The organism is Ruegeria sp. BH8 (assembly GCF_056538065.1).
This window is the reverse complement of the sequence record NZ_JBQFSP010000003.1, coordinates 1-26353: the sequence shown is the minus strand read 5'-3', so window position 1 is coordinate 26353 and position 26353 is coordinate 1. Positions and strand designations below refer to the sequence as shown.

Genomic DNA, 26353 nt, shown 5'->3' with positions numbered 1-26353 from the left:
AATGACGAAGATTGCCAAGATTACCCTGTTGTTTGTGGTGTTTGTGGATCTGATTGGGCAAGGTCTGGTCTTTCCCATCATCAATTCGTTGATCATGGAAACGAGCTCGGGTTTTCTGCCGGAAAGCACGCCAGTGGGCCGTAGGCATTTTTACTATGGTCTGGTGATCGGATGCTTTTTCCTGTCGTGGTTTCTGGGTGTTGTTTATGTCTCGAAAGTGTCTGACTCGATCGGGCGAAAGAATGCGCTGCTGGTCTGCCTTGGGGGGGCGTTGGCCGGATATGCGCTGACCATTGTGGCGCTTTATCTCAATAACCTGCTTCTGCTGATCGTCGGCCGTTCGATTACCGGGTTCACTGCGGGCAATCAGCCCATCGCGCAGGCAGCGATGATCGATGGCAGCACTGACGCGTCTGACCGGGACCGAAACATGGGCTACATCGTGACAGGTGTCAGCTTTGGCCTTGTCGGCGGGCCGATCATCGGCGCGGTTTTGTCGGATTCGGCGCTGTTTGGCGGCTTTGCCACGCTGAAAACCCCGTTCTATGGCGCGTTCGTGTTGGTGTTGATCGCGATTCTTCTGGTGCTTCTGTTTTTCAAGGACACCCGAACCAAGCGCGAGCCCTTTGTGTTTCGTCCCCGCGATATTACCGACAGTCTGATCGCAGTTGGCGAACACCCTTTGGTTCTGAAAATCTTGCCGGTCTATTCGTTTTTCATGATCGCCAATGTCACATTCTACGTGTTTGTCGACAATTTCCTGACCAGCGCATTCGGGTATGGGGTCATCGGGGGCAGCGTGGCGATGGTTGTCATCGGTGTGGCGTTGGCCTTTTCCAGTACGTTCCTGGTGAAGCCTGCCCAGGAAAGGTTCAGCAAACACGCGATCATTTACACGTCGCTTGTGGTGATGGTCATTTGCGGGTTTGCCTTTGCCTTCAGCCCAAGCGGTGTATTCAGCTATGTCCCCGTGTTTTTCTTCTATTTCCTGTTCGGCATCGCCTATCCAACGCTGTTGGGCCTGTTCTCCTCAAGCGTGAGCGAGGCGGATCAGGGCTGGGCCATGGGCGTGGCCACCGCCGTGTTCTGTCTTGCGGGGGGGATCATGTCATTGATCGGTGGCGGGTTGATGAGCATCGATATCCGCGTGCCCTATTACATCGTGATCGTTGCAGCGATCCTGGGGCTGGTCGGCATGCACCGCCGATGGAAAGGCAAAGAGATCAAGGCGCTTTTAGCCTGAGATCGTCTCAACCGTCAGGTTGCCATTGGTGTAGACGCAGATATCTGCTGCGATGGCCATGGATTGCCGGGCGATGTCTTCTGCGGATTTGTCGCTGTCCATCATGGCACGCGCGGCGGCCAGAGCGAAATTGCCTCCCGAACCGATGGCCGCCACATTGTGTTCGGGTTCCAGAACGTCCCCTGCCCCGGTGATGACCAGCAGATCCCTGCCGTCTGTCACGATCAGCATCGCCTCAAGCTTTTGCAGATACTTGTCGGTGCGCCAGTCCTTGGCGAGTTCAACCGAGGCGCGGGCCAGTTGACCGGGCGTAGCCTCAAGCTTGGCTTCGAGCCGTTCCAGCAATGTGAAGGCATCCGCTGTCGATCCGGCAAAACCTGCCACGACCTCGAACCCTCCGGGAGACAGGCGGCGCACCTTGCGCGCAGTGCCCTTGATCACCGTCTGACCCAGACTCACCTGACCGTCGCCGGCAATGACGACATGACCGTCCTTCTTGACGCCAATAATCGTTGTGCCGTGCCAACCGGGAAAGTCGCTATCTGCCATGATCGTCTCCGCTTTTGCTGGCGGTATATATGGGCCGGACCGGTTGTTGGCGCAACCCATTGCCAAACTGCCCAAAAGATATGCAAAAAATGCAAATCGGGGTTACCGGACCAGCAATTGTGAGTCCGGCCAAGCGGTACTAGATGAGGCTCACAACCGACGACGGGTCGGCTGTTTCTTCAATAAGGACTGCGCACATGGCAACTACAGCTAATATTCATGCGCCGCTCGGAGCAGCTACCATCCTGCACGTGGCGGACGTTTTCATCAATGCATTCGACAATGTTGTCGCATGGAATGAAGCCCGTAAAACACGGAACCTTCTGTCGGAACTCAGCGACACGCAGCTGGACGATATCGGTCTGAGCCGCGCGGATATCGCTAAAATCTGATCCAACCGACAGATCGTCAAACCGAACCAGCCGCCCGGATTTCCGAGCGGCTTTTTCGTTGCTCAGCCCTGGGCGTATTTCCCGGCAAGATCGGGTAAAAAGGCCTCGACCGCGGCAGTTGCAATGACGTGCAGAGTGCCAGCTTCTTCATCGGCGATATCCATACCACCTTTAACCGCGCGAACCTCGGCCCGGCCCCGTGGCAAGTCGACAGCAACCAGCTCGCAGTTCACCTGTTCCGGATTCTGAACGCCGATTGTCACGCGCACGCGCATTTCGTTGTGATCGATCCCCAGTTTTGAAAACAGCGTGATGGATGAATGATGCAGCGCGTCCTGAACCGCGCGGCGGGCTGCTTTGGTATAATCCTGACCATAAAGGTCATTGCCAGTGCCCATTTCCAGGATGATCCGCTTTTCACTCATTGCGTCGGTTCCATGTCGAAAGAAACGATCAGTGCAGCATTGGCGATGACCGTGTGGCCGTCGCCATGCGGTTTTTCGATGTCCAGCCCACCCTTTGTGACGGTAATGTTGGGCTGGCCATAAGGGAAAACGGCTTTGAGGGCGTCGGTATCCACTTGATCCGGCTGCTGCACGCCGATTTCGGCATCGATGATCATCACCTCTTTCGGGAAACCAAACAGCTCGGCCATATTGACCGAGTTGTGCCACAGCGCGTCTCTGATCGCCCGCAGCGACGCCTCGGTATAGTCCATCCGGCGCAGGGATGTGCCCATCCCGAACTCTACAAGAACGCGCGTTTTTGCCATTGGCTTCCCCGCTGCTTCAACAAAAAAGGCGCCCCGATCTGAGACGCCTTTTGAACAATCTGTTATCGCCAGATCAGATGGATTCGTCGATCCAGCTTTGCAGCGCGGCTTTGGGGGCAGCGCCTGCGCGATTCGATACAACCTGACCGTCCTTGAAGATGAACAGCGCCGGGATGCCGCGCACGCCCATGGCGGCGGCAGAGTTCGGGTTGTTGTCCACGTCCACCTTGGCGATCTTGACCTTGCCGCCATATTCAGCGGCCAGCTCTTCCAGTGCGGGACCAATCTGCTTACAGGGTCCGCACCATTCGGCCCAGAAATCCACTACAACTGGAACGTCCGAGTTCTTGACTTCGGCGTCAAAGGTTTCGTCGGTGACGGCTACGGTCGACATATTATGTCTCCTGAATGAAATGCGCTTGGGCTGTGAAGGTAGGGGCGGCAGTAGGTAAGGTCAAGATATCTGGGTGCAGGCCACGGCATCCGTCACAAGATCGTGTGGCAGCCACATAAGATTTGCCGTTCTTGTCCAGAGGATTGCGGTGCGTATCTTATGGTTTGGATAGATCTGCGACAGGGCCTGCGCATACGCGCCCATTTGGCGAAGCAACCCTTCGGGGCAATCTTTGACCCGGTTCGGAACGGTGGCATTTGATTTGAAATCAATCACATGGACTTCGGTGTCTGTCACGATCAGGCGGTCGACAATCCCATACATTCGCTGCCCGTTCAGGTCGGCAGTAACAGGTATTTCGGCCAATGTGTCCGGCGTGAAAATGTGTCGCAGGCTTTCGGATGTCAGCACGCCTGTGACTTCGGTCAGCAATGCGCCCTGATCCTCTTGCCTCATCTCGGGCAGCAGGCGGGCACAAAGCTCTGGCCAGTGGTTCTGCGTGACTTTGGGCAGATGCTCAAGCAGCAGGTGCACGCGGGTTCCGCGCAGTTTGGCAGCGTCTTCATCCAGACCAGCGTCACCCGGCAACGCCTTGGCACCACCCATATCCGAAGGGCTGATAGAGGCCGCCGGTACAACTGGTTCTGGTGCGGGGTGCAGGAACATGTCGGGCAGTTCTGCATGTTTGGCCAATGCAACTGACTGCTCGACCAATGGCAACCCATCCCAGTCGCCATGGGACAGCCGACGTTTATCTGAACCAGGCAGTTGCGTTGCCCCGGCCTTTTCCATCGCCGCTTCTACCATCTGGTACCAGTTGTTGCCATCTTTACCCAAATCACCCGCCGCCGCCACGATCAGCCACTTTTCGGCCCGTGTTAGAGCCACATATAGCAGGCGAAGCCGTTCGTTTTCCTCGCGGGTGCGCGCCTCTGACCGGGCGTGAGTGATCAGGTTTGGCGATTGGTCTGCCGAAACCTTCCACAGCGGTGTCCCGTCTGCCACCATGATTTCGGCGTCGCGTGGCGGCTGACGTTTGCCGGTATCCGGCAGAATGACGATCGGAGCCTCCAGACCTTTCGAGCCGTGCACCGTCATCACCCGGATCATATTGCCGACCCCGCTCATCTGTCGTTTGATTTCCAGATCGTCGGTCTGCATCCAGACCAGAAATCCCGTCAGGCTGGGGATATCCGTCCGCTCGTAGGCCAACGCCTGCGACAGCAGGGCATTGATACCGTCTTCTGCCTCGGGTCCCAATCGGCCCAACAGGTTTCGCCGCCCGTCATGTCGGGTCAGAATGCGTTCGATCAGGTCATAGGGGCGCAGAAAGTCGATCTGACTGCGCAGATCGTTCAGCACGGCCAGGGTTTTGGGGAAATCGTCGGCGCGTCTGCGCAAAGCAGCCCACAGGAATTGCTCCTCCCGCCGATGGGCCAGATCGAAAAGCTGCTGCTCGGACCATCCGAACAGTGGGGATTTCAGAACTGTCGCCAGCGACAGGCTGTCTTCGGGCGTGGCCAGAAAGCTAAGCAGCGCAGCCAGATCCTTGACCGCAAGTTCGGCACCCACTTTCAGCCTGTCCGCCCCGGCGATGGGAAGCCCGGCAACCTTGCAGGCGCGAATGATTTCGGCAAACAAGTCGGACCGGCGTTGCACAAGGATCAGAAAATCACCCGGTTGCACTTTGCGTCGAACAAACTGGCCCTGCGTGTCCCCGTCTTCAGGGATCGTTTCGCCGCCATCGATCATTTCTTTGATCGTCTCAGCCACCCGTTTGGCCAGAATAACGGTATGATGCCGCGATCCGGGCCGGTCCACCGGATCGGTCCAATCCCCCTCTTCCGCGTCTTCGACTTTCTCGACGACGGGCCAAAGATCAACCCGACCGGGCAAATCGGATTTGAAGGCGCGGTGCTGGCTTTCCTTCTGAAATCCCGCATCGGCGCGGTTCTCAAAAAGCGTGTCGACCAGAGACAAGATCGCGCTGGAGGATCGGAATGAATATTCCAGCGTCGAATCCCACAGTTTAGAGCCTGATTCAGCGAGTTTTCGGTCAAACTCTTCCTGCATCCGGTCAAAAGCCTGCGGGTCGGCGCCCTGAAAGGAATAGATCGATTGCTTTTTATCGCCGACCACGAAAATCGTGCGCTCGACCCCTGATCGGGCCCCTTCCCCACTGGTGAATTCCTGAGCCAGTTTTTCGACCACATCCCATTGATCGGGGCTGGTGTCTTGCGCTTCGTCGACAAGAATGTGGTCGATACCCCCGTCCAGACGGTACAGCACCCATTCGGCCACCGCCGGGTCATTCAGAACCTGACGTGCGCGCAGGATCAGGTCGTCGAAATCCAGCCACCCCCGCAACTGCTTGCGGCGTTCATATTCCGGTAGAAATGCAGCGGCAAAGCGGTGCAAAACGGCGGTTTTCTGGGCGGCAACCAGCGCCAGTCGGCGTTCACGCGCGGCCTCGACCCGAAGCATGAGAGCTTCGAGTTGAGGCATCCGGTCAGTCAGCGCACCTTCGCGAAGGGGTTTGGTGGGAAAGCCGTTGGTCTTGGCGGTAAACGGTTCTTTTGCGCCTTTTCCGGTCAGCAGCACGTCTTCCAGCATGGGCAAGTGAGCCAATCGTGCGTCGGTGAACCCTGCCAGCCTTGCCGCAGCCTTGGCATTATTGCCGCCACTTTCGAGCAATACGGGCAGCATTGATTGGATCAGCTGGACCTCACCACCCTGAAAAACGCTTTGGAACAACGCATTATCGTCGAAATGCGAGGGCAGTTCGAAGCGTTGCAGAAGATCAGACCAATCCAGTTGCTGCGCGAACAGGTTGCGTTTCTGGGTGATCGCCGCAGTCAGCTTGTCAAAGCCTGTATCGGTGACAAACCGGGCCACGTCTTCGATCAGCCCGGCCTGCGGGCCTTCTGCAAAATCTTCAACAATTTCTTCCCTTAGCAAAGCTGCCGCACGGTCTTCCATTTCCGAAAACTGCGGGCTGACCCCGGCCTCGAGCGGGAAACGACGCAGCAACGAGGCGCAGAAAGAGTGAATTGTCTGAATCTTCAAGCCACCCGGCGTCTCAATGGCGCGGGCAAACAGGGTGCGCGCTTGGGCCAATCGATCTGAATCGATGGTGCCAGTCACGCCCAATTCGGCCAGGTCCTTTTGCAGCCTGGCATCTTCCAGCATGGCCCATTTGCCAAGACGGTCAAACAACCGGTTCTGCATCTCGCTGGCAGCGGCTTTGGTATAGGTCAGGCAAAGAATGTGCTGCGGTTGGACGCCACCCAGCAGCAGGCGCGCCACCCGATCGGTCAGAACCCGTGTCTTTCCAGACCCCGCATTGGCGGCCAGCCAGGTCGAGGCATCTGGTCGCGCGGCCTGCACCTGCCGTTCGGTTGCTTCGTTGCGCGCGCTCATGTCAAATCCTCGGGGCGCGTTTCGGCTGTCCGGTCCCACTCGCCGAACCTGGCCAGATGATCATAGTCACCGATATCCGTATCCTTGTGTAGCATTCGGCGGGACGAATACCCCTGATCAGATTCTAAATAAGCCGAAATCAGCTCTTTCAGCTCGGCTAGAACCTTGTCGGCGGGTTCTTTCAGCAGCGGCGCGGGCACCTCTTTATAGGCACCACCCATCCCGATGAAGATCGCCTCTGCCACCGCCATCGGGTCAAGCCCTTCGATACCGCCCTGCTCGGCCATTGCGGCCTCGATCAGCAATTGCTTGTCGAATTTGGACTGCTGGCTTTCTGTCGGAGGCGCGCCGGTTTTATAGTCGATGATCCGCAAGGCCCCCCGGCTGTTGTGATCGATCCGGTCGGCGCGCCCTGTTATGGTGAAATCCAGCGGGTTCAGCGCCAGCTTCATCGCCGCTTCAAAGGCCACTGGCCCGCCATCACCCCGGCGCGAAAGTTCGGCGCTGATAAAGTCGTCTGCGATCCGTTCCAGTCGCGCAAGCCACAGGTGCCGCGCCGTGGGCCAGGCGACATGCTGCTCCAGCAATGCGTGCGCGCGCTTCAGGAAATTCTCACGCGTCAGCAAGGCGTTGTCGAGCACGCTATCCTTGACGAAATGTTCGAGGATTTCGTGGATTACGATCCCCCGCAGCAACGCGTCGGGTGCCTGGACAAGCGGGTCGAGAGGTTTCAAACGCAGCACATGCTTGGCATAGATGGCATAAGGATCGCGAATTAGCCGCTTGATTTCCGTTACTGACAGGTGACGTGGACGCGCGGCAACTGGCGGGCGCGGGGATGGGCGTTGCGCGGGGTCAATGCGCGGCGCGTCTTCCAGAGCGTCGGACCAATTCAGCCAGTTTTGGCCACGGGCGCGCATTTCGGCCAGCGCTTGGGGGCCACCCTGCTCAGGCAGGCCTTGCAACAGGTTTGTCAGCCGGTTCACCCAACGGGACGGCACCGTTTCCGCATCGTCCGAGCGGGTTGCGCGGGTTAGCCAGACCTCGGGCGCGCCGATGGCCTGTTGAAAATCATGCGCCGACAGGCCAATCCGCCGTTCGGGCAGCAACAACCCCGCTTTGTCACGCATCTGCCGGTTCAGCCAGGGGTCAGGAGCCGGAGCTTCTGGCCAACTGCCTTCGTTCAATCCGCCAAGGATCAACAGGTCGGCACCTTGTACCCGCGCTTCGAGTGTGCCCCAGATCATGATATGCGGATGTGGCGCGTCGCGGTCGCGGACCTCTTCCCCTGCAAGCAACGCGCCCAGAAGATCGGCAAAATCATGGGCTGTCATCGGCCCGCCATGTTGCGCCTCATCCCTGAGGGAATTCAGCACTGCCAGTGCCTTTTGACCCGCGTTCTTGTCCCACAACGTGCCGGTTTCACCTGCACTGCCAGCCGAGATCGCCTCGGCCAGTGTTGTGACCCGATCTACCCAGTCGGAAAGCGCCAACTCGCCACCGATCTGTTGATCGCAGAAGTGGTGAACAACCCATTGAACCCAGGCCTCGGGGGCTTCTTTGCGTACTGCAAATGCGGTGAGGCTGGTGCCATCCGGAAATGGCGGGCCATTGCGGCGCAGGTCCAGTTCCAGATCACGCGTGTGCAGCAAATGGTTACCGCGTTCACTGCCGTCATGGCACAAAGGGTGTTTTAGCAAGGTAAGCAGCGCCTCGCCCTCCAGACGGCGCGTGAACAGACCAGCCACATGTCGCAGAAACCGGCCCGGAGGAGAGAGTTGCAGCGGCAAACCGGCGCTGTCATCCGCCAGAATGTTCCACCGATCCAGCGCGGCGCTGACCTGACGGGTCAACATGCGATCGGGCGTGATCAGGGCGGCGGTCTGACCGGTTTCAGCAGCCTTTCGCAGGCGCAGGGCAATGGCCAAAGCCTCGTCCCGCGGTGATTGCGCCTCGACCAGTGTCAGGTCTTTGGTTGCGCCGAGTAGATCAGCCAGTTTCGGGCCTTCGCTCATCCAGGCATTGGTGATCGGGGCCGGGCGCAAAGCCAGGGAAACCAGACGGTTACGGGCAGGCGAGGGGGCGTTCAGGTCTGTCCAGGGGGTGATCTGACCGGGTGACAGGCCCAGCCCGTGCATCAGCTTGCGAAACCGGTATTGCGGGTGATCTTCCGAAGTCAACGCATCATCCAACCCTTCCCAAACGTGATCCGGCTGGTCGAAATCGTATCCGGGCAGTACCAGCGCCCCTTGCGGCAAGCGCGCGACGGCGTCCATCAGCATCAGCGTGGTGCCGCGCGAACCGGTCGACCCGGCCAGTATAACCGGATGCAGGGGGGGATCGGTTTGCCAGCGGGCGATCAGGTTTTCGACCACGCGGCGTTGGCGGGCCTGCGCGTCCATCACCTGCGAGCCCGTGTCAATGAAATGATCTGCGATACCAATAAAGGTCTGAGCCCGCGCCCAATGGCCGGACATGTCGCTGACATCCAGCCCCCGGATTGTGTCCGGCGACACACCTTCACCCTGCATTTCGTCAATCAGCGCCGCCAGACTGTCGGACAGGTCAAAAACCGACGACCGCGCGGCCAGATCCGGTTGTTGTTCCAACAATTTGGCGACCAGCTGTGTCAACTCCAGACGCCGCCGAAGGGGCGGAATGGCAGGTGGAATATGCGCCAGATCAGCACTGTCCCCCAGATCGGTAACCAGAGAGATGCGGGGCAGCAGGCAAGGCGGCCCCTGATTGAACAGGTCACGTACGCGCCGTTCCATACGCCGCGTGTTCAACACCAGTTCCACCCGCGCCATAGCTTCGGGCGGGCCTGAACAACGCCGCCTCAGGCCGTCGACCAACGCCTTGGGGAAATCCGTACCGGGCGGGACGGCGAAGACGCGGGGCAGGGGTCCGGGGTCAAACATCTGCCAGCAAATCCTCGGCCAGAGCGATCCCATCGGGGTGACCCACATCACACCAGCGACCGGGATACTCAATGCCGAACAAACGCCCCTGATCCTGCATCTGGTTCCAAAGCAGGTTCAACGAAAACGCTGGCTGCGAGAAGGCGTGCAACCCTTGTGTCTTGAGAATCTGTGCACCCCCGTAAACCAATCCGGGTCCACGCGTGATCCGCCCCAACCGATCAGCGGTAAAATCACCCGGCCCGTTGTGACCAATGGCCTGCGCAGTCGGAACACACATCAAAAGTGCATCCATGCGGGACGGGTCCCATGCGTTTTGCAGCAGCATCAATGGATTTGGGCCGGACCAGATTGCGTCGGTATTCAGTGTGAACACAGGGTCGGTGCCCAGCAATGGTAGGGCTGCGCGCAACCCGCCGCCGGTTTCCAAAATCTCCGGCTCTTCCCGCGATATCAGAATGCCTTTGGGCCTGAGATGCGCGTCGAGCTGATCGGCGTGGTAATGCACGTTTGCCACTGTGCGAACAGGGCCAAGGTTGTCGACAAGATCCAGCGCGTGGTCGATCAGGGCGCGCCCGGACACTTCGATCAGCGGTTTGGGTCGGTCCTTGGTCAACGCGCCCATACGGGTGCCAAACCCGGCGGCAAACAACATTACGGCAAAGGGTGATCCGGTCATTGGGGCCTCAGCCTGGCCAAATTCTGAGGTGTTGGTCGGGGCAGAGCGTCGTGCAGCAGCGAGGCCACCGAAACAAGGGCAGGGTGTTCCAGATCCCGCATGAGGTGCGACCAGACCGCCGGGATCATGTCCAGATATTGCGGCTTGCCGTAATCGGTTGCCAGCCGCGAAAAACCGCCAAGGATGCGAAGATTTCGCTGCGCGCCCAATACGCTGTACGCGGTCCGAAACTCGTGATCATCCATACCCGACCCTGCAATATAGCGGTTGATCATCTGCATTTCTGTCCCGACCGAAACTTCGCGGCGAATGTCCTGAAGCAAGGACACCAGATCATAGGCGGGGTGCCCCAGCATGGCCAATTGGAAATCCAGCAATCCGACGCGCCTTATGCCGTCGCGCTCGGGCAGCCAAAGAAGGTTTTCCGCGTGATAGTCCCTTTGAATGACAACTTTGTCCCCAGAGGTTTCTCGGTGCAGAATATCGGCAAACCGAAGTTCGAACCGGTCCAGAACGTCCTGATCAACATTGCCCTGAATTCCAGCGGCATATTTCGTAAGCGCCAGCGCCGCCAGGTCCGTCATCAGGGCCGGGTCGTAGGACGGTAGCGACAATAATGGGGCCTGATGCAGGTGAAGCAACACGTCTGTCGCGGCCTCGTACAAAAGGCGTTCTTTGGACGGGTCTTTTTTCAGAACACGTGCAAACAGATCATCACCCAGATCTTCCAGCAGCAGAAATCCATATTCAGCGTCTTCTGCGTAAATCTCGGGCGCACTCAGTCCAATCGAACGCAGATACTCAGCAACACGCACAAACGATTCGACGCTTTCGCCCTTGTCAGGTGGCGCATCCATCAGGACAGCCGTTCGCCCACTGACCGGATCGGTCACGCGTTCGTACCGGCGGTTCGATGCGTCGCCGGCCAGTGGTGCACGCGTTGCCCCGGCCCAAGGAGTTTGTGCAATAAGGGCCTCTGCCAGGACTGTCCTGTTTGTCATCCTGCACTCTCCAGCTTTTTTACCCATTTCGGATCGGTCCATGACAAGGACACGTGGCGGGTATCTTCTGTGTCAGGGTCTGTTTCGAAGGCCAGCTTTAACGCAGCGGCAGGGGCTAGTGCGCCCAGCTTTTCCGGCCATTCCACAAGGCAGATTGCTGTGTCAAAGGCATCGACCAAACCCAGTTCATCCACTTCCTCTAACGCGTTCAGCCGATAAAGATCGCAGTGCCAGATCTCACCGGCCGGGGTGTCGTAGGTCTGAACCAAAGTGAATGTGGGTGACGGCACATCTTCCGGCTCAGGCATGAGTGATTGAATGAGGCTGCGTGCGAAATGCGTCTTGCCGCTGCCGATTGCACCACTAAGCAACAGGACATCCCCGGAACCAAGCGAAGACCCGACACGGGTCGCAAAATCTGCGGTTTCATCGGGCGATCTGAAGGTCAGGGTTTGGGGGGGCGTCGTCATGGCGCCACAATGACGTTCTGCCCAATCGGCTGCAACCCCGGTTCAGGCGCTGATCTGTTTCATAGGAGCTGTTTTTGTCAGAATATCCACGGGTGCAAACCGCACGATCGTCGCACCATTATGAACCGGTGAAACCGTGCAGTCCAAAGTGATACCTGACCGCATCCGGATTTCAGCCGTCCATTCCGCCCGATTATCCCGCATTTCGACAAAATCCCGGATCTCTCCAAGGATCGGCGTAGCGACACAATGGTCCTGCCAATGCCGCGTGACATCGGTGATGGTGTCGGTCTGAAAGCCGATTTCCTGTGCGCTGCCCCAAAGCTTTTCGTAGGCGTAGTTGGTAAGGGCCAGGGTGCCATCATCGGCAAATACAGCGATTGCATCGGCCAGCTTGTCCAATATGGATTGCATCAGATCCATCTCGGACCGGAAGCGGCGCGTTAACGTGATTTCTGCCGTAATATCTTCGAACAGAAACGCAACAGCCCCGTCGGGATGCGGCCTGCCGCTTACAGAATAAACCGAGCCAGAGGGAAGCGACCATGTTTCGTGGTAATTGCCGCCCTCGGCTGCTTCGAGCAGGTCGTTCATCTGACGCCGCCATGTACGGTAGTTCTTGGGCTCTGGCATCATGTGCTGATCCCTTAGCCGGTCGAAGAAGCTGCTGATATTTGGGCGGCAGCTGAGGAAATCCGGCGGCAACGTGGTCAGATCGATCAGGGCCGGGTTGAACAGCGCCAGTTGCCGGTTGCGATCGAAAATGGCCAGGCCGATCGAAAGTTGAGCAAACGTCTTGGTCATGGTCTGCACGAACTTGCGTTGCGCGGTTTCCGCTTCGACAATGGCGTTGATGTCTGTGGCGTAACATAACCGCCCGTCTTCCTGTTCGATCTGCGTCAGGTCGAACCACAACTTGCTGTTGGTCCCAGTCACATCTACCGAAACCCTTGATTTTCCAAGCGACGGCGCATCAGAGGTGCCCGGAAACAGCGGGGCAGTCAGATCGGCATCCTGACCACGCGCCCGGCGAACAAGCGTGACATAAGCCGCATTGCACCATTGCACCTGGCTGTTGTGATCCAGCAACCATACTGGATAGGGGGCCTGTTCCATGGCCAAACGGCTCGGTTCACTCAGCGTGCTTGACCCAGTCGGAGGTACTCTGGCCGGTTCGTGCAGACGCACGCGGACAATCCCGTCGATCCATTCACACACGACTTCGCGTTCGACTGTGCAATCAATGGCCGAGATTACCAGTACATTTTGATCACGAACCTTTTCGGGTGTTTCGGGGAAGGTGGGGAAATCCCTTTGCAGCAGGCGGCGCAAGTCCTGCCAGCTTCCAACATGTTCGAACCCGGCAAGCGCGATATCGGAGTGGCTGATCAGGTGATCACCATCAAACAGGAATACCGCATCGAACAGGGATGTTGTCGAAAACAAACCAAAGACATCGTCGCGTTGCGTCTGGCGTGGCAATAACCACTGCACGGCAAAGCATCCCGATACCAGGCTGATCGCGGCCAGAATGATCCAGTCGGCCATGAATATCCCCAAGGTAGAACAAACCCCGGCTGACTATGGGCAGGATAGGTTAACGGCTCCTTAACTCATACTTGAATGCGTTTGTTGGAACCGGATGGAACCGGCGTGTCACCCTTTTGCGCGTCAATCAGGTTGCGCGGCCACGAGACTTTGACGATCGCGCCTGTCCTGTCCTTGTGATCAGTCAGATGCTGATACGGGTCCGTGCCATTTGCGAATTTCAGCTCGGCACCGCTGCGTTCCAGCAACGTTTTTGCGATGAACAGTCCCAGTCCCATGCCTTCGTATTCCGGCCGGGTCCGCAGGTCGGCTTCGGCCCGTCTGCGGCGCATGAAGGGATCACCGATGCGTCCAATCATGTGCGACGGGTAGCCGCGCCCGTCATCCATGATGCTGACGGTGATCCTGCTGTCTGTCCATTCGGCTTCGACCCAGACATTCGCGCGGGCGAAATCCACGGCATTCTGGATCAGGTTGCGGAGCCCGTGAATGATCTCGGGCTTTCGCAGGATCGAGGGTTGCAGCACGTCTCCGTCCTGCGTCGGGCCTTCAGAAAAATGAACGACCTTGCCCCGGTCGACATGCGGTTCGGCGGCTTCGTTCACCACCGTCGAAAGCGGAGCCTGCCGCAAATGCAGGTCATCTTTTCCGGCACGACCCATATCGCGCAAAATGTCGCGGCACCGATCAGCCTGCTCACGGATCAAGGCGGCGTCTTCCCTGAGGTCGGGACGGTCGTCCAGCTCTTCGATCAGTTCCGCACTTGTCAGTTTGATCGTGGCCAAGGGGGTGCCCAACTCGTGCGCGGCAGCGGCTACCACGCCACCCAAATCGGTCAATTTTTGCTCGCGGGCCAGCGCCATATGGGTGGCAGCCAGCGCTTCGGACATGGACTGAACCTCGGAACTGACGCGGTGAGAATAAGCACCGATAAAGACGATGGCGATAATAATAGCCGCCCAATTGCCAAACAGCAGGATTTCCGGAATGTCCAGAAACACTCCGATGTTGGTCCGCAGCGGCAGGTGGAATTCCGCCAGCAGGGTGGTCAGAACAATCGCAACAGCCCCAACTATCAAGGTCGACCGTGTGCTCATGACATTGGCGGAAATCGTGACCGGCCCCAAAAGCAGAAGGGCGAAGGGGTTGTTCAGACCGCCCGTCAGATACAACAAGATCGACAGTTGCAGCAGATCGAACAGAACCATCAGGAAGTTTTCGAACTCGGACATCCGCTTGTTCTGTGGAAACAACAGAATGGCAGTCAGGTTACCCATGACCGAGATCCCGATGGCCAGATAGCACAGGCCCAGTTCCAGCTGCACGTGATAGTATTTCTGGGCCACGGTGATGGCGGTGATCTGACCAAAAATGGCAACCCATCTCAACAGGATCAGGGTGCGCAGGCGGATCCAGCTGCTGCGTTCCTGGCCGCGCCAAAAAGTCTGATTGGAATCTGCCATCGGTCGCTTATGTCCTGTTGCAAAGGCTGGTCATCTTGTTAGGTGTCCCGGCCGAAACGATCAACAACTCCTTGCGACCGGAAAACCGAAATGACCCGCCTATACGCAATTCTTGCAACTCTCGTTCTGGCCATCGGTCTTGGTGCGATGTGGCTTTTGACGCGTGGGGGCGGTTCCGGCGACCAGTTTGCACAGTGCCGATCCGGGCAGATTGCCGGGGGGACCGCTGCTATCGGCGGGCCGTTTGAACTGGTGAATGGCAAAGGTGAGACGGTGACCGACAAAGACGTGATCACCGAACCCACACTTGTCTATTTCGGCTATACATTCTGCCCCGATGTTTGCCCGTTTGACATGTCCCGCAATGTTGAGGCCGTGGATATCCTGAACCAGCGCGGGCAGTCGGCAACGGCGCTGTTCATCTCGATCGATCCCGAACGGGACACGCCCGAGGTTGTGGATGATTATGCCTTCAATCTTGGCGGCAAGACGATTGCGTTGACCGGTTCGCCCGAACAGGTCAGGGCGGCGAGCAAGGCTTACAAGACCTATTACAAGGCACAGGATAAAAGCGACGAATTCTACCTTGTTGACCATTCCACCTTCACCTATCTGGTGACGCCCGAACATGGTTTCCTTGAATTCTTCAAGCGCGATGACACCGCCGAACAGATGGCGGACAAGGTCGGGTGCTTTCTGGACCAGGCCGCGCCTTAACAAGGTTGTTTGACCTTTGTTTCTGCGCTGCTATTACTCATGTTTAAGCCAAAGGCATGAAATAGCGGAAAGACCTAACATATGGCAGACAGTTCTCAGCTTGATATCGGCCCTGATAAATCCCTGCTTTTGGTGGATGATGACGAGCCGTTCCTGAGACGTTTGGCCAAGGCCATGGAAAAGCGTGGATTCGAGGTCGAAACTGCAGGGTCTGTCGCCGCAGGCCGCGCAATTTCCACCGCCCGCCCACCGGCTTACGCGGTTGTTGATCTGCGACTGGAGGATGGCAACGGTCTGGATGTGGTTGAAGTTTTGCGCGAAAAACGCCCTGACAGCCGGGTAGTGGTTCTGACCGGGTACGGGGCGATTGCGACCGCAGTCGCCGCTGTAAAAATCGGCGCAACCGATTATCTGTCGAAACCCGCCGACGCCACCGACATCACCAATGCGCTGCTGGCCAAGGGTGACGAACTGCCGCCACCGCCGGAAAACCCCATGAGCGCGGACCGCGTGCGTTGGGAGCACATCCAGCGGGTTTATGAGCTGTGCGACCGCAATGTCAGCGAAACGGCGCGTCGGCTGAACATGCATCGCCGGACATTGCAGAGGATACTGGCGAAGCGCAGTCCGCGTTGAGACTATAACCTAATCACCGCAAAAAACCCCACTCAGCGTCACTGAAGGGAGCACTTTATTTCAGCGCAAAGCTGCTGTGTCAGGTGACGATAACCGATTGGATTGGGGTGTAGGCCGTCCGATGTCCACTTGTCGATGTTATCACTATACCCGGGAGGGGAGTTGAGAAACGTGCAGTTTCCCATTTCCAAGCAAGCTTGTTGTGCTGCAATGTTGTAGGCGGTTCGAAACGCTTCGTTTTCGATAGTCCAAGTTTCGCCGGCGACAGGCAGAACGGCGCGCCAGATCAATCTGTCTACGGAGGTGAACACATCCGCTAACTGCTTAACATATTTCGGAATCTCCTCCAGAGGTGTGTCGTTCAGGGCGTCATTAACCCCAACACCCAAGTACCAGACCGGAACATGAGTGATGAGCTCCGGGTGTACCCTTGCTATTAAGCCTTGGGTTGTGTCCCGACTGATTCCCAGATTCAATGCGTTTGAAACGATGTTGCTGGTTAGCCATCCCTCGATGATGGAATCACCAATAAATGCGATTTGAATATTCGGTGACGCTAGAGCTTGGGAAATCGGTCGTTTGTGCAGCCACACCATTGTCTGATAGTGTTTAGTTTCTGTGACGGGAGTATGCGCTCCGGTAAGCTTGCGTACTGTCTTCGCCAGATACCCAGTTCTGATCAACACGGCTGCTAGCGCCAGGATCAGCACCAAATTTGTTGCAAGCAAGATCCGGTTCCCAATCGGCCGTTTCGCGCTCATTTCACCATTTCCTTTAGCTGTTCAGGTTGCACGTCGCTAAAGTAGCGCGAGAAGCACTGTGTGCCGATCTGTGTAGGCTTTCCTTACTTCGACCGGTGGTCTTAGCGTGATCTCCAATCCCTCCATCACCGCTTTATCCGGGCGACCAAAGAATTTTGTCGCCTCTGCCTCGGAAAAGCCCGCGATTTGGGTGGCCTCCATCCAGGCGCTGATTTTGTCGGCCTTCTTGATCTGCCGCTTCATCGCTTTTGGTACCTCAGCAGGCAAACCGAACCGGATGTGGATCGCCGCCGCCAGCCGGTCGTCCAAGGCGCCGTAACCGGGGCCGACGGCGGATTTGACCGGCGAAATCATGTCGCCGATCACGTATTCCGGCGCGTCATGTAACAGGGCTGCCAACCGCCACTTGACGGGTGCCTTGGGGGCTATTCTGCCGAAGAGTTCCTCAACCAACAGAGAGTGTTCGGCCACGGAATAGGCGAAATCGCCGCGTGTCTGCCCGTTCCAGCGCGCCACAAAAGCAAGCCCATGGGCGATATCTTCTATCTCGATATCCACCGGGGTCGGGTCCAGCAGGTCCAGCCGACGCCCCGATAACATGCGCTGCCATGCCCTGGGTTGTGTTGCCATTTTGCTATGCCTCGCCTGACCGGACGCGATTGCGCCATATTTTTGTGCTATGATGTACCTGTCTGGATCACTTGCTGCCAACAGTTTCTTGAGCATTTGTGCTTTGAAACGGCGCGCCATGATCCCGACATCAAAACCGAGGGGGGCACATGCTTCTCCCGGTGTGCTCCTCTCGACCGTGAAACGCGAAACGATAGGAGTTTGTCATGTTCAAGCGTTTATTCGCCATTGCCCTGACCTTTGGAATGGCCGCGACCGCCCCACCAGCTTTTGCCCGAAGTTGCGCAGATCGCGACGATATTGTCGCCAAATTGCAGGAAAACTACGCCGAGGAATTGGCCTTTGGCGGTTTGCAAAAGACGCGCGACGCGCAATCTGTGATGGAGGTCTGGGCCTCGAAGGAAACGGGCAGTTATACCGTTTTGGTAACCAATGCGAACGGGATCAGTTGTATTGTTGCCGTTGGCACCGATTTTTTTGAAGCGATACCAAAGATAAAAATCGAAGGCACGCCAAGCTGAAAGCGGCCACCAGGCTTCCGGTAACAGTCTTCAAAGTTGCCACCTGCCCCAAGGAGTGCTAGGGGCAGCCGGGACTGTGATTTACCGAAAATGGAGCGCCTGATGGCCGTGGACTATATCGTTAAAGACATTTCGCTTGCCGGGTTCGGCCGCAAGGAATTGGATATTGCCGAAACCGAGATGCCGGGACTGATGTCCCTGCGTGCGGAATATGGGGACAGCAAGCCTCTGACAGGTGCGCGTATCGTTGGGTCGCTGCACATGACCATCCAGACCGGCGTTCTGATTGAAACGCTGGTTGCGCTGGGTGCGGATGTGCGCTGGGCGTCGTGCAACATCTTCTCGACTCAGGACCATGCCGCCGCCGCGATCGCCGAGGCGGGCATTCCCGTCTTCGCCATCAAGGGTCAGACGCTGGAAGAGCATTGGGATTATCTGGATAAATCCTTCCTGTTTGAAGATGGTCCGAACATGATCCTTGACGATGGCGGCGACGCGACCCTGTACATCCTGCTGGGCGCACGTGCCGAAGCGGGCGAAGACATCATCCCAGTTCCGGGTTCGGAAGAGGAAGAGGTGATCAAGAAGCAGATCGCCAAGCGCATGGCGGCCAGTCCCGGTTGGTTCACCAAGATGCGCGACCAGATTCAGGGCGTGTCCGAGGAAACCACCACCGGCGTGAACCGTCTGTATCAGCTGGTGAAAGACGGCCATCTGCCGTTCCCGGCGATCAACGTGAATGACTCGGTCACAAAATCGAAATTCGACAATAAATACGGATGCAAGGAATCGCTGGTTGACGGTATTCGCCGCGCCACCGACACCATGATGGCCGGTAAGGTTGCCGTGGTTTGCGGCTATGGCGACGTGGGCAAGGGCTCGGCCGCCAGCCTGCGCGGCGCGGGTGCGCGCGTGAAGGTGACCGAAGTTGACCCGATTTGCGCGCTGCAGGCTGCGATGGATGGGTTCGAAGTGACCTTGCTGGAAGACGAAGTTGCCAGCGCGGATATCTTCATCACCACCACCGGCAACAAGGACGTGATCCGCATCGAGCATATGCGCGAGATGAAGGACATGGCCATCGTTGGCAATATCGGTCACTTCGACAACGAGATTCAGGTGGCTAGCCTGAAGAACCACAAGTGGACCAACATCAAGGAGCAGGTGGACATGATCGAGATGCCTTCGGGCAACCGTCTGATCCTGCTGTCCGAAGGCCGTCTGCTGAACCTTGGCAATGCCACAGGTCACCCGTCTTTCGTGATGTCGGCTTCGTTCACCAACCAAGTTCTGGCACAGATCGAACTGTTCACCAAGGGTGATCAGTACGAGAACAAGGTCTACATCCTGCCCAAGCATCTGGACGAAAAAGTGGCCCGCCTGCATCTGGATCGCATCGGCGTGAAGCTGACGAAGATGGATGCGGATCAGGCGGCGTACATCGGTGTCAAACCGGAAGGTCCATACAAGCCGGAACACTACCGCTACTGATTGTCGTCTGACGATGACGCAGAACAACGGACGCCGCCGGTTTCTTTACTCGGCGGCGTTCTTAGTTTTCAGGGTTCTGGTTGTGCTGATCGTGCTGGGCGGCGGCGGCTGGGTGCTGTTGGCGCATCCAAAGACACCGGTGCCATCACACTGGAACCCTTTGCGCGACCTAATAGTCAGCGCGCCGGTCACGCCGGTCACCAGGTATCAACTGAACCGCGCCGTGGCGGACGAAACCCAGTGTCGGGCTACGTTGGCCGAAGCGGGCGTTCATTTCGAGGCGATGGAGGATCTGGTCGTTGACCAGAACTGTAGAATTGCCGCACGCGGCCTTCTGACCCGCCTGGCCACCTCGCATATCGAAGCCGTTGAAACCAGTTGCGCCACAACATTGCGTCTGGCGATGTGGGAACACCATGTCGTGCAGCCGGCCGCGCACGAACTGCTTGGAACCGGTATTGCCCGATTGCGCCATGTCGGAAGTTACAATTGCAGGCGCATGCGCACCCTGAAGGGTGAAAACAACGGATGGAGCAGCCATGCCCGTGCTGACTCGATCGATATCATCGGTGTAGAGACGAGCGATGGCCGCGTGCTGACCCTGTTAAATGACTGGCAGGGCTCTGGTGCCGAACCCGCGTTCCTGCGACAGATCTGGAGGGGCGCGTGCGACTGGTTTCGTGTGGTTCTGGGCCCGGACTTCAATCGCTTGCACGCGGATCATTTCCACCTGCAAGGTTCTGGCTGGGGGTACTGCAGATAGGTCTTGCATCCTGTGCCTTCCAGCCCCCGTTAAGGGGGAGGAAACGCAGTTTTTTATCCTTTTTGGCAGACCTGTGACACGTCTAATCTCGGCTATCGGTGATTGGTGCCGGATTGACGGATAAAGGAGATTAGGACATGGGCAAGCGCGACGAGCTGATCGCCAAATACGCTGAAGATCTGAAAAACAAATGTGGGATGAACCCCGATATGGACCTGCTGACCAAGGTCACAATCGGTTGCGGCCCGGCGATTTATGACGCAGATGCGGCAACTGTTGCAGCCAGCCAGGAGTCCGAGTTGGAAACCGTCAAAAACAACTTCCTGATCAAGAAACTGGGCTTGTCCGATGGTCCCGAGCTGATGGCAGCGATCAACAAAGCCATGGAAACCTATGGCATGTCCGAGCGCAACAAATACCGCGCCGTGGTCTATTACATGCTGACCAAGCATTTCGGAAAAGAAGCCGTTTACGGCTGATCTTACCGCGTATTCCTGAAACGCCTGTCGTCTTCCCGGCGGGCGTTTTGTATTTGAGTTGTTTTTTAAGGACTTGGCGTTTGAAATGCTGGGCGCGGTTGGGCTAAGGTCAAACCGTGACCAGGACGGTCAGAACCAGACATTTCCATACGCGTGTGGTGAGTAGGGAGCACGCGGGGGTAGGGAAGGTTCTGTATCGTCAGAACCTTCCCTCATTATTCATCTGAACTCTTTTAGGATACGCGCGATAAGGTTTTCTGCGCTGTCAGGCTGAACGGTTGAATTATCGTCCGCATTTCCGCCGCTGCCTTCCAGATAAACCTCGATCCGCCCCGGGCGCGTCTTGCTGCCCGAGCTTGTGAAGTCCCGTGCGATACCCCCAAGTGCATCGGCGGCCATCGCGGCGTTTTCGGCGTCATCGGGATGGTAAAACCGGACCTGGGTTTCTCGGACCCGGTATCCCACCCGAGCTGTTGCCACCACCGTTGCCTGACCTCGGGCAAGCAGTTCCAATGCCCGGTTGCTGGTCTCTTGCGAAACTCTCGACGGTACAAAAAGCGAGACCTCCAGACCAATGGCTGGCGCCAAAAGAAGCGGTTTCACCTCGGTGTAGGGTCGATTGGCGGGTGTGTCGATCTCTTGCGGAACGGGATCATGGGCTATCTGTGATGTCTGCGATAATCCGCCCTTGTTCAGCGGATTGAGATTGCGAAATCGTGGATCAAACCGGGCTGGAATCGCGGCTTGAATGTCTGAAGAAGTTGCGACGGCCAACATGGGTTCCATCTGGGCAGGAATGAAAATCTTGGGCGGCGTTAAGGAAACTTCCGGCTTCTCCGTTGCCGCTTCAGGATTCGGGCCGGTTGCAAACTCGCTTTCCGGCAAGACAGCGTTTTCCGGTTCTTGGGCGGGCGTTGCATCGGATTGATCCAAAATAACCGGATCGACTGACCGGCTATTTGGCTCGTCCAAGGGTTTGCTGAAGTCAGCGGGTATTGAGAGAGGCTCAGGCTCGGAGGCCCCTGAAACCAAAAGATCCTCTGGCGAAGGGGTGTCTTTCGGGTCCGGCAGGCTGGTGGTTGCAGCCTCAGGCGGTTCTTCCGGGACCAGAAAGGTTTCAGAAAGCGCATTCAGAACAGCCTGATCTTCTGCGTCTGCGGATGGCCAGTCATCAAAAAGATTTGCAACGACCCATTGCAAGGCGGCCCCACACAAAAGGGCAAGCAGTACTAACGCGACCCAAGTTTTCCGTTTTTTTCTGACGCGCGGTTTGTCCAGATATAGCGAACGGACCCGCTCGGAAACGATCTGCTCAGTATCTGTATCATCCGGAGGGGGAGGATTGTCTGTCTGGACAGATGTCGAAACAGGTTCTTCCTGCGCCTTCGCAAGCACCGACGCGCGCTTCTCCCGCGCCTCTTTCAGGCGCGCTTCCCAGGTTTTCGTGCTTTTCGCAGCAACGGTGTTATCGAGTGTCCCGTTGCCGTTTTCAGTGTCAGACACGGGGTTCAAACTTTCAAAACATATCGAATTTATCCGAACAACACCAAGCGGTTACGACCAGAGCAATCATAACCTTCAGATCCCTACCCGGCGTAGCCCTTGGAAACATAACACCTTGCCGGACGTTTGAGAAGTTTTGCACCTGATACAGGACGGCAGGTTAATCCGGCTGCGTTTCACCCAAGGCGCAAACCACTTTCCATTGATCGTCTGTTACCGGCTGAACCGACAAACGAGAGTTTTTCACCAGCACCATGTCGGAAAGCCGTTCGTCGGCCTTGATCTGGTCCAGTGTCACGGGTTTGGAAAAGGGTCGGACGGCCTTGATATCCACGCATTCCCAGCGCTCATCATCGGTGGAACTGTCGGGATGTGCCTCGGCGCATACTTCGACAATACCCACAACCGATTTGTCCTTTTGAGAGTGGTAGAAGAACCCCCAATCCCCAATGGCCATCTGACGCATGAAATTGCGCGCCTGATAGTTGCGCACACCGTCCCATTCCTCGCCCGTGTCCCCCTTGGCCATTTGCTGTTCCCAGCTCCAGGTCGAAGGTTCGGACTTGAAAAGCCAATATGCCATCAGCCGATCACCTTTTTCCAGGGAATCAGTTCAACCGACTGGAACAATCCAGCCTTCGCATAGGGGTCATTATCTGCCCAGTTTTGCGCAGCAGCCAGATCTTCGACGTCGAGCACAACCAGCGAACCGATCATGGCGTCGCCATCCAACAGCGGCCCTGCCTGCGATACAACACCCGTTTCTTCGATATAGGCCAGATGGGCCGCGCGATTGTCCAACCGGGTCTGCAGTGCCCCGGCTTTGTCACGGGCGATGAGTGCGATCAGCATGTTATTCCTCCTTGAGTGGGCGATTGAGCAGGTTTTGGATGGCCTCGGTCACACTGTAGGCACCATGGCTCAGATCCGCCACAGTTGTACTGATGGGCATGTCCAGCCCTTCCTTGACGGCAATCTCTGACATGGCGCGCGCGGTGGCGACGCCTTCGACGGTAGTATGTTGGTCAAATGGTTGGCTCAGACCCAAACTAAGGCCAAAACGGTAGTTTCGGGACAGTTCTGAGGAGCAGGTCAACACCAGATCCCCAAGCCCGGACAAACCCATCAGGGTGTCAGAGCGCGCGCCACGCAGGGTGGCAAAGCGCTGCATTTCCGCAAAACCGCGAGTCATCAACGCGGCCCGGGCGCTGTCCCCCAGCCCCGCGCCGATTGCTGCGCCGCAACCGATGGCCATGATGTTCTTCAGCGCCCCACCAAGTTCAGCACCTATGGTGTCAGTGGTCCGATAGAGGCGCAGGTTTGCAGTGGCCAGTTTGGTCTGCAATGCTTTGCCAAGATTCGTATGACCGCAAGCCAGCGTTAACGCAGTGGGCAAACCGCGCGCTATGTCATCAGCAAAACTGGGCCCTGTCAGCAAAGCGATCGGGGCGTCGGGGACAACATCCCTGATGACCGCAACGGGCCCGAGGCCAGAATCCAACTCTATCCCCTTACAGCAAGCGACCAGTGTCTTGCCGCGCAGCACCGGGGCGTGATCCTGCAAGGCGCTGCGCAATTGCTGCATAGGAACGGCTAAAAGCAGAATGTCAGCCTTCGACGCCTCAGCGATATTTGCGGTTACGGCGATGTTCGTGGGTAAGGAAACCCCAGGCAGCCGGGTGGAGTTTTCGCGCGTCTCGTGCATCTGCCGCGCCTGATCGGCGTTTCTGGACCACAGAGTTACCGGCCCGTTGCCTGACAGCGAGATCGCCAAAGCGGTACCAAACGCACCGGATCCCAGGACAGATACGTTCATGCCTTGGCCCCTTTCTTACCGCTGCCCAGCATGGCCGGGCTGCGTTGATCCAGCGGCCAGCGGGGGCGGGCAGTCAGGTCCAGACCGTCGCGCGCGCCGGTGCGAATGCGTTCAAGACCCGCATAGGCAATCATCGCGGCATTGTCCGTGCACAAAGCCAGCGGAGGTGCTGTAAACCGAGCGCCTTGCTGCGCACAAACAGACTCTAATGCTGTCCGAATAGCCGAATTCGCTGCCACCCCACCTGCGACCGCGACAACGGGATCAACAGGGTTGTGATCAAGGTACAGATCAATCGCGCGGCGGGTTTTCTCGGCCAATGTGTCCACTATGGCCTGCTGGAATCCTGCGCACAGATCAGCACGGTCCTGACGGGTCAGCCCACCCTTGTCGGCTACGATCTGGTCGCGCATCCGCATCAACGCTGTTTTCAGCCCCGAAAAAGACAAGTCACAGCCGGGCCGGTCGAGCAGTGGCCTGGGAAAGCGGAACCGCTGGGGATTACCATCACGGGACTCAGCCTCGACAGACGGGCCGCCGGGTTGCGGCAGGCCCAGCAGGCGAGCGGTCTTGTCAAAGGCTTCCCCTGGCGCATCGTCGATGGTGCCGCCCAGGCGGGTAAACTGCTCGGGGCTATGGGCGATCAGGTATTGGCAATGGCCGCCCGACACCAGAAGCATGAGGTAAGGGAAGGCGACGCCGTCCGTCAGGCGGGGTGTCAGGGCGTGACCCGCAAGATGATTGACGCCAATCAGCGGCAGGCCCGTGGCGGCGCTCAGCCCTTTGGCGCACATGACACCGGACATGACCCCTCCGATCAGACCGGGCCCGGCGGTGACAGCAATGGCATCCATGTCGCGCAGCGACAGACCAGCGGCGTCCAGCGCCTGCATAACGCAGACATCCAGCTTTTCGGCATGCGCACGGGCTGCAATCTCGGGCACGACACCGCCAAAGGCGCTGTGCAGATCGGTTTGACCGTGCACCACAGAAGACAGGATTTCGGCTTTGGCACCTTCGGTCTGGCGCACGACGGCTGCGGCTGTGTCGTCACAGCTGCTTTCCAAACCCAATACGGTAAGTGTTTGCACCATCACCCTGATCCGTTGCATCATGTATATACGGCGGGGTATCACCCTGCGCGGATGCAAACAATCCTGAAGGGTCAAGGCGCCACACGTTGTTTTTGTTGATGACCCGCCCTCGCTCCGCCTCGGAAAGGTTTGTCGAGCAGCTGCCAACCCGCATCAGGTCCCGGGTTCAGGTCCTCTATTCGCCGATCATGGAAATCTGGCCTCTACCAGTTGCAGTGGATACCAAAGGTGTAAAAGGATTGATCTTTACATCGGCCAATGCGGTGAATGCTGCGGTCTCGAAAGGTGTTGACCGAACTCTGCCGGCCTATTGCGTGGGACCCGCAACAACCGGTACCGCGAAAGGGTATGGGTGGCAGGCCAAGATGGTCGGAACCACGGCAGAAGAATTGGTCGGGCATCTGCTCAAGCATCGGCCCAAAAGCCCCCTTTTGCACCTGCGGGGTGAGCATACACGGGGCAATGTCGCTGGCCGCCTGACCGAATCTGGTCTGACCGTTCGGGAACAGCCGGTCTATCAGCAGCGGTTGTTGCCGCTAACACCCGAGGCAACCGAGGCCGCCAGAGGAAATCTGCCGATAATTGCTCCGCTTTTCTCGCCGCGCACGGCGCGACATTTTGCCGATATCTGGGCCGGATCGGCCCCCCTTTGGCTGGTTGCGATCAGCCAGGCTACGGCTGATCCCCTTTATTCCTTGGGCTATGAGCACCTGAAGATCGCAAAACATCCGACACCCAAGAAAATGCGTAAAGCTGTTAAAAAGCTTGTGAAACATGTGTTGCGGGTTGAGGGTGGCGAGGTCCCCGATTAACTTAACCTGGGCTGTTATTCATCTGAATTTGGATTCGATAAGGGGAATATTGCGGTGGCTGGTAAGAAGAAATCCGATCAAAAGCCGGTGGAACCCCTCGTAGCGGATGATGCAGTTGAAACTGATCTGCGGCAGGAAGATACGCCTGTTGACCCGGCTGAACCCGTAGAAGAAGACCTGTCCGAAGCCGAAGCCGAAGCCGAAGCCGAAGCCGAAGCCGAAGCCGAAGCCGAAGCCGAAGCCGAAGCCGAAGCCGAAGCCGAAGCCGAAGCCGAAGC

General features: G+C 57.6%; 28 protein-coding genes. 10 read left to right on the top strand and 18 right to left on the bottom strand.

Going from position 1 to position 26353, the window contains the following annotated elements:
- Window position 1 precedes the first annotated feature (1 nt).
- On the top strand, window positions 2–1243 hold the full coding sequence (locus tag ACR0AD_RS08785) for an MFS transporter (protein WP_480486882.1): 1242 nt from the start codon (window positions 2–4) through the stop codon (window positions 1241–1243).
- Here the strand turns inward: ACR0AD_RS08785 and hslV are convergent.
- The gene (gene hslV / locus ACR0AD_RS08780; RefSeq protein ID WP_480482584.1) at window positions 1235–1792 is read right to left on the bottom strand and encodes an ATP-dependent protease subunit HslV; all 558 of its coding nucleotides are present in this window, start codon (window positions 1790–1792) and stop codon (window positions 1235–1237) included. The two genes, ACR0AD_RS08785 and hslV, sit on opposite strands and share 9 nt — an antisense overlap.
- A gap of 197 nt (window positions 1793–1989) precedes the next feature.
- On the opposite strand from hslV, the gene ACR0AD_RS08775 reads away from it, so the two are divergent.
- On the top strand, window positions 1990–2184 hold the full coding sequence (locus ACR0AD_RS08775; protein ID WP_209505251.1) for a DUF1127 domain-containing protein: 195 nt from the start codon (window positions 1990–1992) through the stop codon (window positions 2182–2184).
- Window positions 2185–2246: 62 nt separating this feature from the next.
- On the opposite strand, the gene ACR0AD_RS08770 is transcribed toward ACR0AD_RS08775, so the two are convergent.
- The 10 genes from ACR0AD_RS08770 to regB form a co-directional block, all read right to left on the bottom strand.
- A complete protein-coding gene (locus ACR0AD_RS08770; protein WP_480482586.1) occupies window positions 2247–2609 on the bottom strand; it encodes a Lin0512 family protein in 363 nt (120 codons plus the stop codon).
- Window positions 2606–2956 (bottom strand): Lin0512 family protein, encoded by a 351-nt coding sequence (locus ACR0AD_RS08765; protein WP_480486881.1) that lies wholly within the window; start codon window positions 2954–2956, stop codon window positions 2606–2608. The genes ACR0AD_RS08770 and ACR0AD_RS08765 overlap by 4 nt, the downstream gene beginning before the upstream one ends.
- Window positions 2957–3029: 73 nt before the next feature.
- On the bottom strand, window positions 3030–3350 hold the full coding sequence (trxA, locus tag ACR0AD_RS08760) for a thioredoxin (RefSeq protein ID WP_209505247.1): 321 nt from the start codon (window positions 3348–3350) through the stop codon (window positions 3030–3032).
- A gap of 60 nt (window positions 3351–3410) precedes the next feature.
- On the bottom strand, window positions 3411–6770 hold the full coding sequence (gene addA, locus ACR0AD_RS08755) for a double-strand break repair helicase AddA (RefSeq protein ID WP_480486879.1): 3360 nt from the start codon (window positions 6768–6770) through the stop codon (window positions 3411–3413).
- On the bottom strand, window positions 6767–9691 hold the full coding sequence (addB, locus tag ACR0AD_RS08750) for a double-strand break repair protein AddB (RefSeq protein WP_480486877.1): 2925 nt from the start codon (window positions 9689–9691) through the stop codon (window positions 6767–6769). Before addB ends, addA begins: the two co-directional genes overlap by 4 nt.
- Window positions 9684–10370, bottom strand: coding sequence for a nucleotidyltransferase family protein (locus ACR0AD_RS08745; protein ID WP_480486875.1), 687 nt, complete (start codon window positions 10368–10370; stop codon window positions 9684–9686). Before ACR0AD_RS08745 ends, addB begins: the two co-directional genes overlap by 8 nt.
- On the bottom strand, window positions 10367–11371 hold the full coding sequence (locus ACR0AD_RS08740; protein ID WP_480486873.1) for an aminoglycoside phosphotransferase family protein: 1005 nt from the start codon (window positions 11369–11371) through the stop codon (window positions 10367–10369). The genes ACR0AD_RS08745 and ACR0AD_RS08740 overlap by 4 nt, the downstream gene beginning before the upstream one ends.
- A complete protein-coding gene (gene tsaE / locus ACR0AD_RS08735; RefSeq protein WP_480486871.1) occupies window positions 11368–11841 on the bottom strand; it encodes a tRNA (adenosine(37)-N6)-threonylcarbamoyltransferase complex ATPase subunit type 1 TsaE in 474 nt (157 codons plus the stop codon). Before tsaE ends, ACR0AD_RS08740 begins: the two co-directional genes overlap by 4 nt.
- Window positions 11842–11883: 42 nt before the next feature.
- Complete coding sequence (locus ACR0AD_RS08730; protein WP_480486869.1) at window positions 11884–13389, bottom strand: PAS-domain containing protein; 1506 nt, start codon at window positions 13387–13389, stop codon at window positions 11884–11886.
- 65 nt (window positions 13390–13454) lie between these two features.
- Window positions 13455–14852, bottom strand: a complete 1398-nt coding sequence (gene regB, locus ACR0AD_RS08725) for a sensor histidine kinase RegB (RefSeq protein WP_480486867.1) — start codon at window positions 14850–14852, stop codon at window positions 13455–13457.
- A gap of 90 nt (window positions 14853–14942) precedes the next feature.
- Between regB and ACR0AD_RS08720 the strand changes: the two genes are divergently transcribed.
- Both ACR0AD_RS08720 and ACR0AD_RS08715 read left to right on the top strand, forming a co-directional pair.
- Window positions 14943–15569, top strand: a complete 627-nt coding sequence (locus tag ACR0AD_RS08720; protein WP_209598516.1) for an SCO family protein — start codon at window positions 14943–14945, stop codon at window positions 15567–15569.
- 81 nt (window positions 15570–15650) lie between these two features.
- Window positions 15651–16205, top strand: a complete 555-nt coding sequence (locus ACR0AD_RS08715) for an ActR/PrrA/RegA family redox response regulator transcription factor (protein WP_050604676.1) — start codon at window positions 15651–15653, stop codon at window positions 16203–16205.
- Between the two features lie 38 nt (window positions 16206–16243).
- Here ACR0AD_RS08715 and ACR0AD_RS08710 read toward each other — a convergent pair whose 3' ends face one another.
- Window positions 16244–16966, bottom strand: coding sequence for an SGNH/GDSL hydrolase family protein (locus ACR0AD_RS08710; protein WP_480486865.1), 723 nt, complete (start codon window positions 16964–16966; stop codon window positions 16244–16246).
- Window positions 16967–17002: 36 nt separating this feature from the next.
- Window positions 17003–17596 carry an HD domain-containing protein gene (locus ACR0AD_RS08705; protein WP_480486863.1) on the bottom strand — a complete coding sequence of 198 codons (594 nt, stop codon included), beginning with the start codon at window positions 17594–17596 and terminating at the stop codon, window positions 17003–17005.
- Window positions 17597–17802: 206 nt separating this feature from the next.
- Here ACR0AD_RS08705 and ACR0AD_RS08700 point away from each other — a divergent pair, with 206 nt between their 5' ends.
- The 4 genes from ACR0AD_RS08700 (at window position 17803) to ACR0AD_RS08685 (ending at window position 20850) form a co-directional block, all read left to right on the top strand.
- Complete coding sequence (locus tag ACR0AD_RS08700) at window positions 17803–18117, top strand: hypothetical protein (RefSeq protein ID WP_480486861.1); 315 nt, start codon at window positions 17803–17805, stop codon at window positions 18115–18117.
- A 102-nt stretch (window positions 18118–18219) separates the two neighbouring features.
- Window positions 18220–19608 (top strand): adenosylhomocysteinase, encoded by a 1389-nt coding sequence (ahcY, locus tag ACR0AD_RS08695; RefSeq protein ID WP_267366313.1) that lies wholly within the window; start codon window positions 18220–18222, stop codon window positions 19606–19608.
- Window positions 19609–19621: 13 nt separating this feature from the next.
- Window positions 19622–20371 (top strand): extensin-like domain-containing protein, encoded by a 750-nt coding sequence (locus ACR0AD_RS08690; RefSeq protein WP_480486859.1) that lies wholly within the window; start codon window positions 19622–19624, stop codon window positions 20369–20371.
- Between the two features lie 137 nt (window positions 20372–20508).
- On the top strand, window positions 20509–20850 hold the full coding sequence (locus ACR0AD_RS08685; protein WP_267366309.1) for a DUF2853 family protein: 342 nt from the start codon (window positions 20509–20511) through the stop codon (window positions 20848–20850).
- A 219-nt stretch (window positions 20851–21069) separates the two neighbouring features.
- On the opposite strand, the gene ACR0AD_RS08680 is transcribed toward ACR0AD_RS08685, so the two are convergent.
- From ACR0AD_RS08680 to tsaD, 5 genes are all read right to left on the bottom strand, one after another.
- Window positions 21070–22353: a hypothetical protein gene (locus ACR0AD_RS08680; protein WP_480486857.1), complete on the bottom strand. Its 1284-nt coding sequence runs from the start codon at window positions 22351–22353 to the stop codon at window positions 21070–21072.
- 160 nt (window positions 22354–22513) lie between these two features.
- Complete coding sequence (locus tag ACR0AD_RS08675; RefSeq protein WP_480486854.1) at window positions 22514–22936, bottom strand: EVE domain-containing protein; 423 nt, start codon at window positions 22934–22936, stop codon at window positions 22514–22516.
- Window positions 22936–23205 carry a YciI family protein gene (locus tag ACR0AD_RS08670; RefSeq protein ID WP_480482615.1) on the bottom strand — a complete coding sequence of 90 codons (270 nt, stop codon included), beginning with the start codon at window positions 23203–23205 and terminating at the stop codon, window positions 22936–22938. Before ACR0AD_RS08670 ends, ACR0AD_RS08675 begins: the two co-directional genes overlap by 1 nt.
- 1 nt (window position 23206) lies before the next feature.
- Complete coding sequence (locus ACR0AD_RS08665) at window positions 23207–24169, bottom strand: NAD(P)H-dependent glycerol-3-phosphate dehydrogenase (RefSeq protein WP_480486852.1); 963 nt, start codon at window positions 24167–24169, stop codon at window positions 23207–23209.
- Window positions 24166–25263, bottom strand: a complete 1098-nt coding sequence (gene tsaD / locus ACR0AD_RS08660) for a tRNA (adenosine(37)-N6)-threonylcarbamoyltransferase complex transferase subunit TsaD (RefSeq protein ID WP_480486850.1) — start codon at window positions 25261–25263, stop codon at window positions 24166–24168. Before tsaD ends, ACR0AD_RS08665 begins: the two co-directional genes overlap by 4 nt.
- Window positions 25264–25361: 98 nt before the next feature.
- Between tsaD and ACR0AD_RS08655 the strand changes: the two genes are divergently transcribed.
- Window positions 25362–26075, top strand: coding sequence for a uroporphyrinogen-III synthase (locus tag ACR0AD_RS08655; protein WP_480486848.1), 714 nt, complete (start codon window positions 25362–25364; stop codon window positions 26073–26075).
- Between the two features lie 54 nt (window positions 26076–26129).
- On the top strand, window positions 26130–26353 hold a 224-nt coding region (locus ACR0AD_RS08650), incomplete at its 3' end, for a hypothetical protein (RefSeq protein ID WP_480486847.1).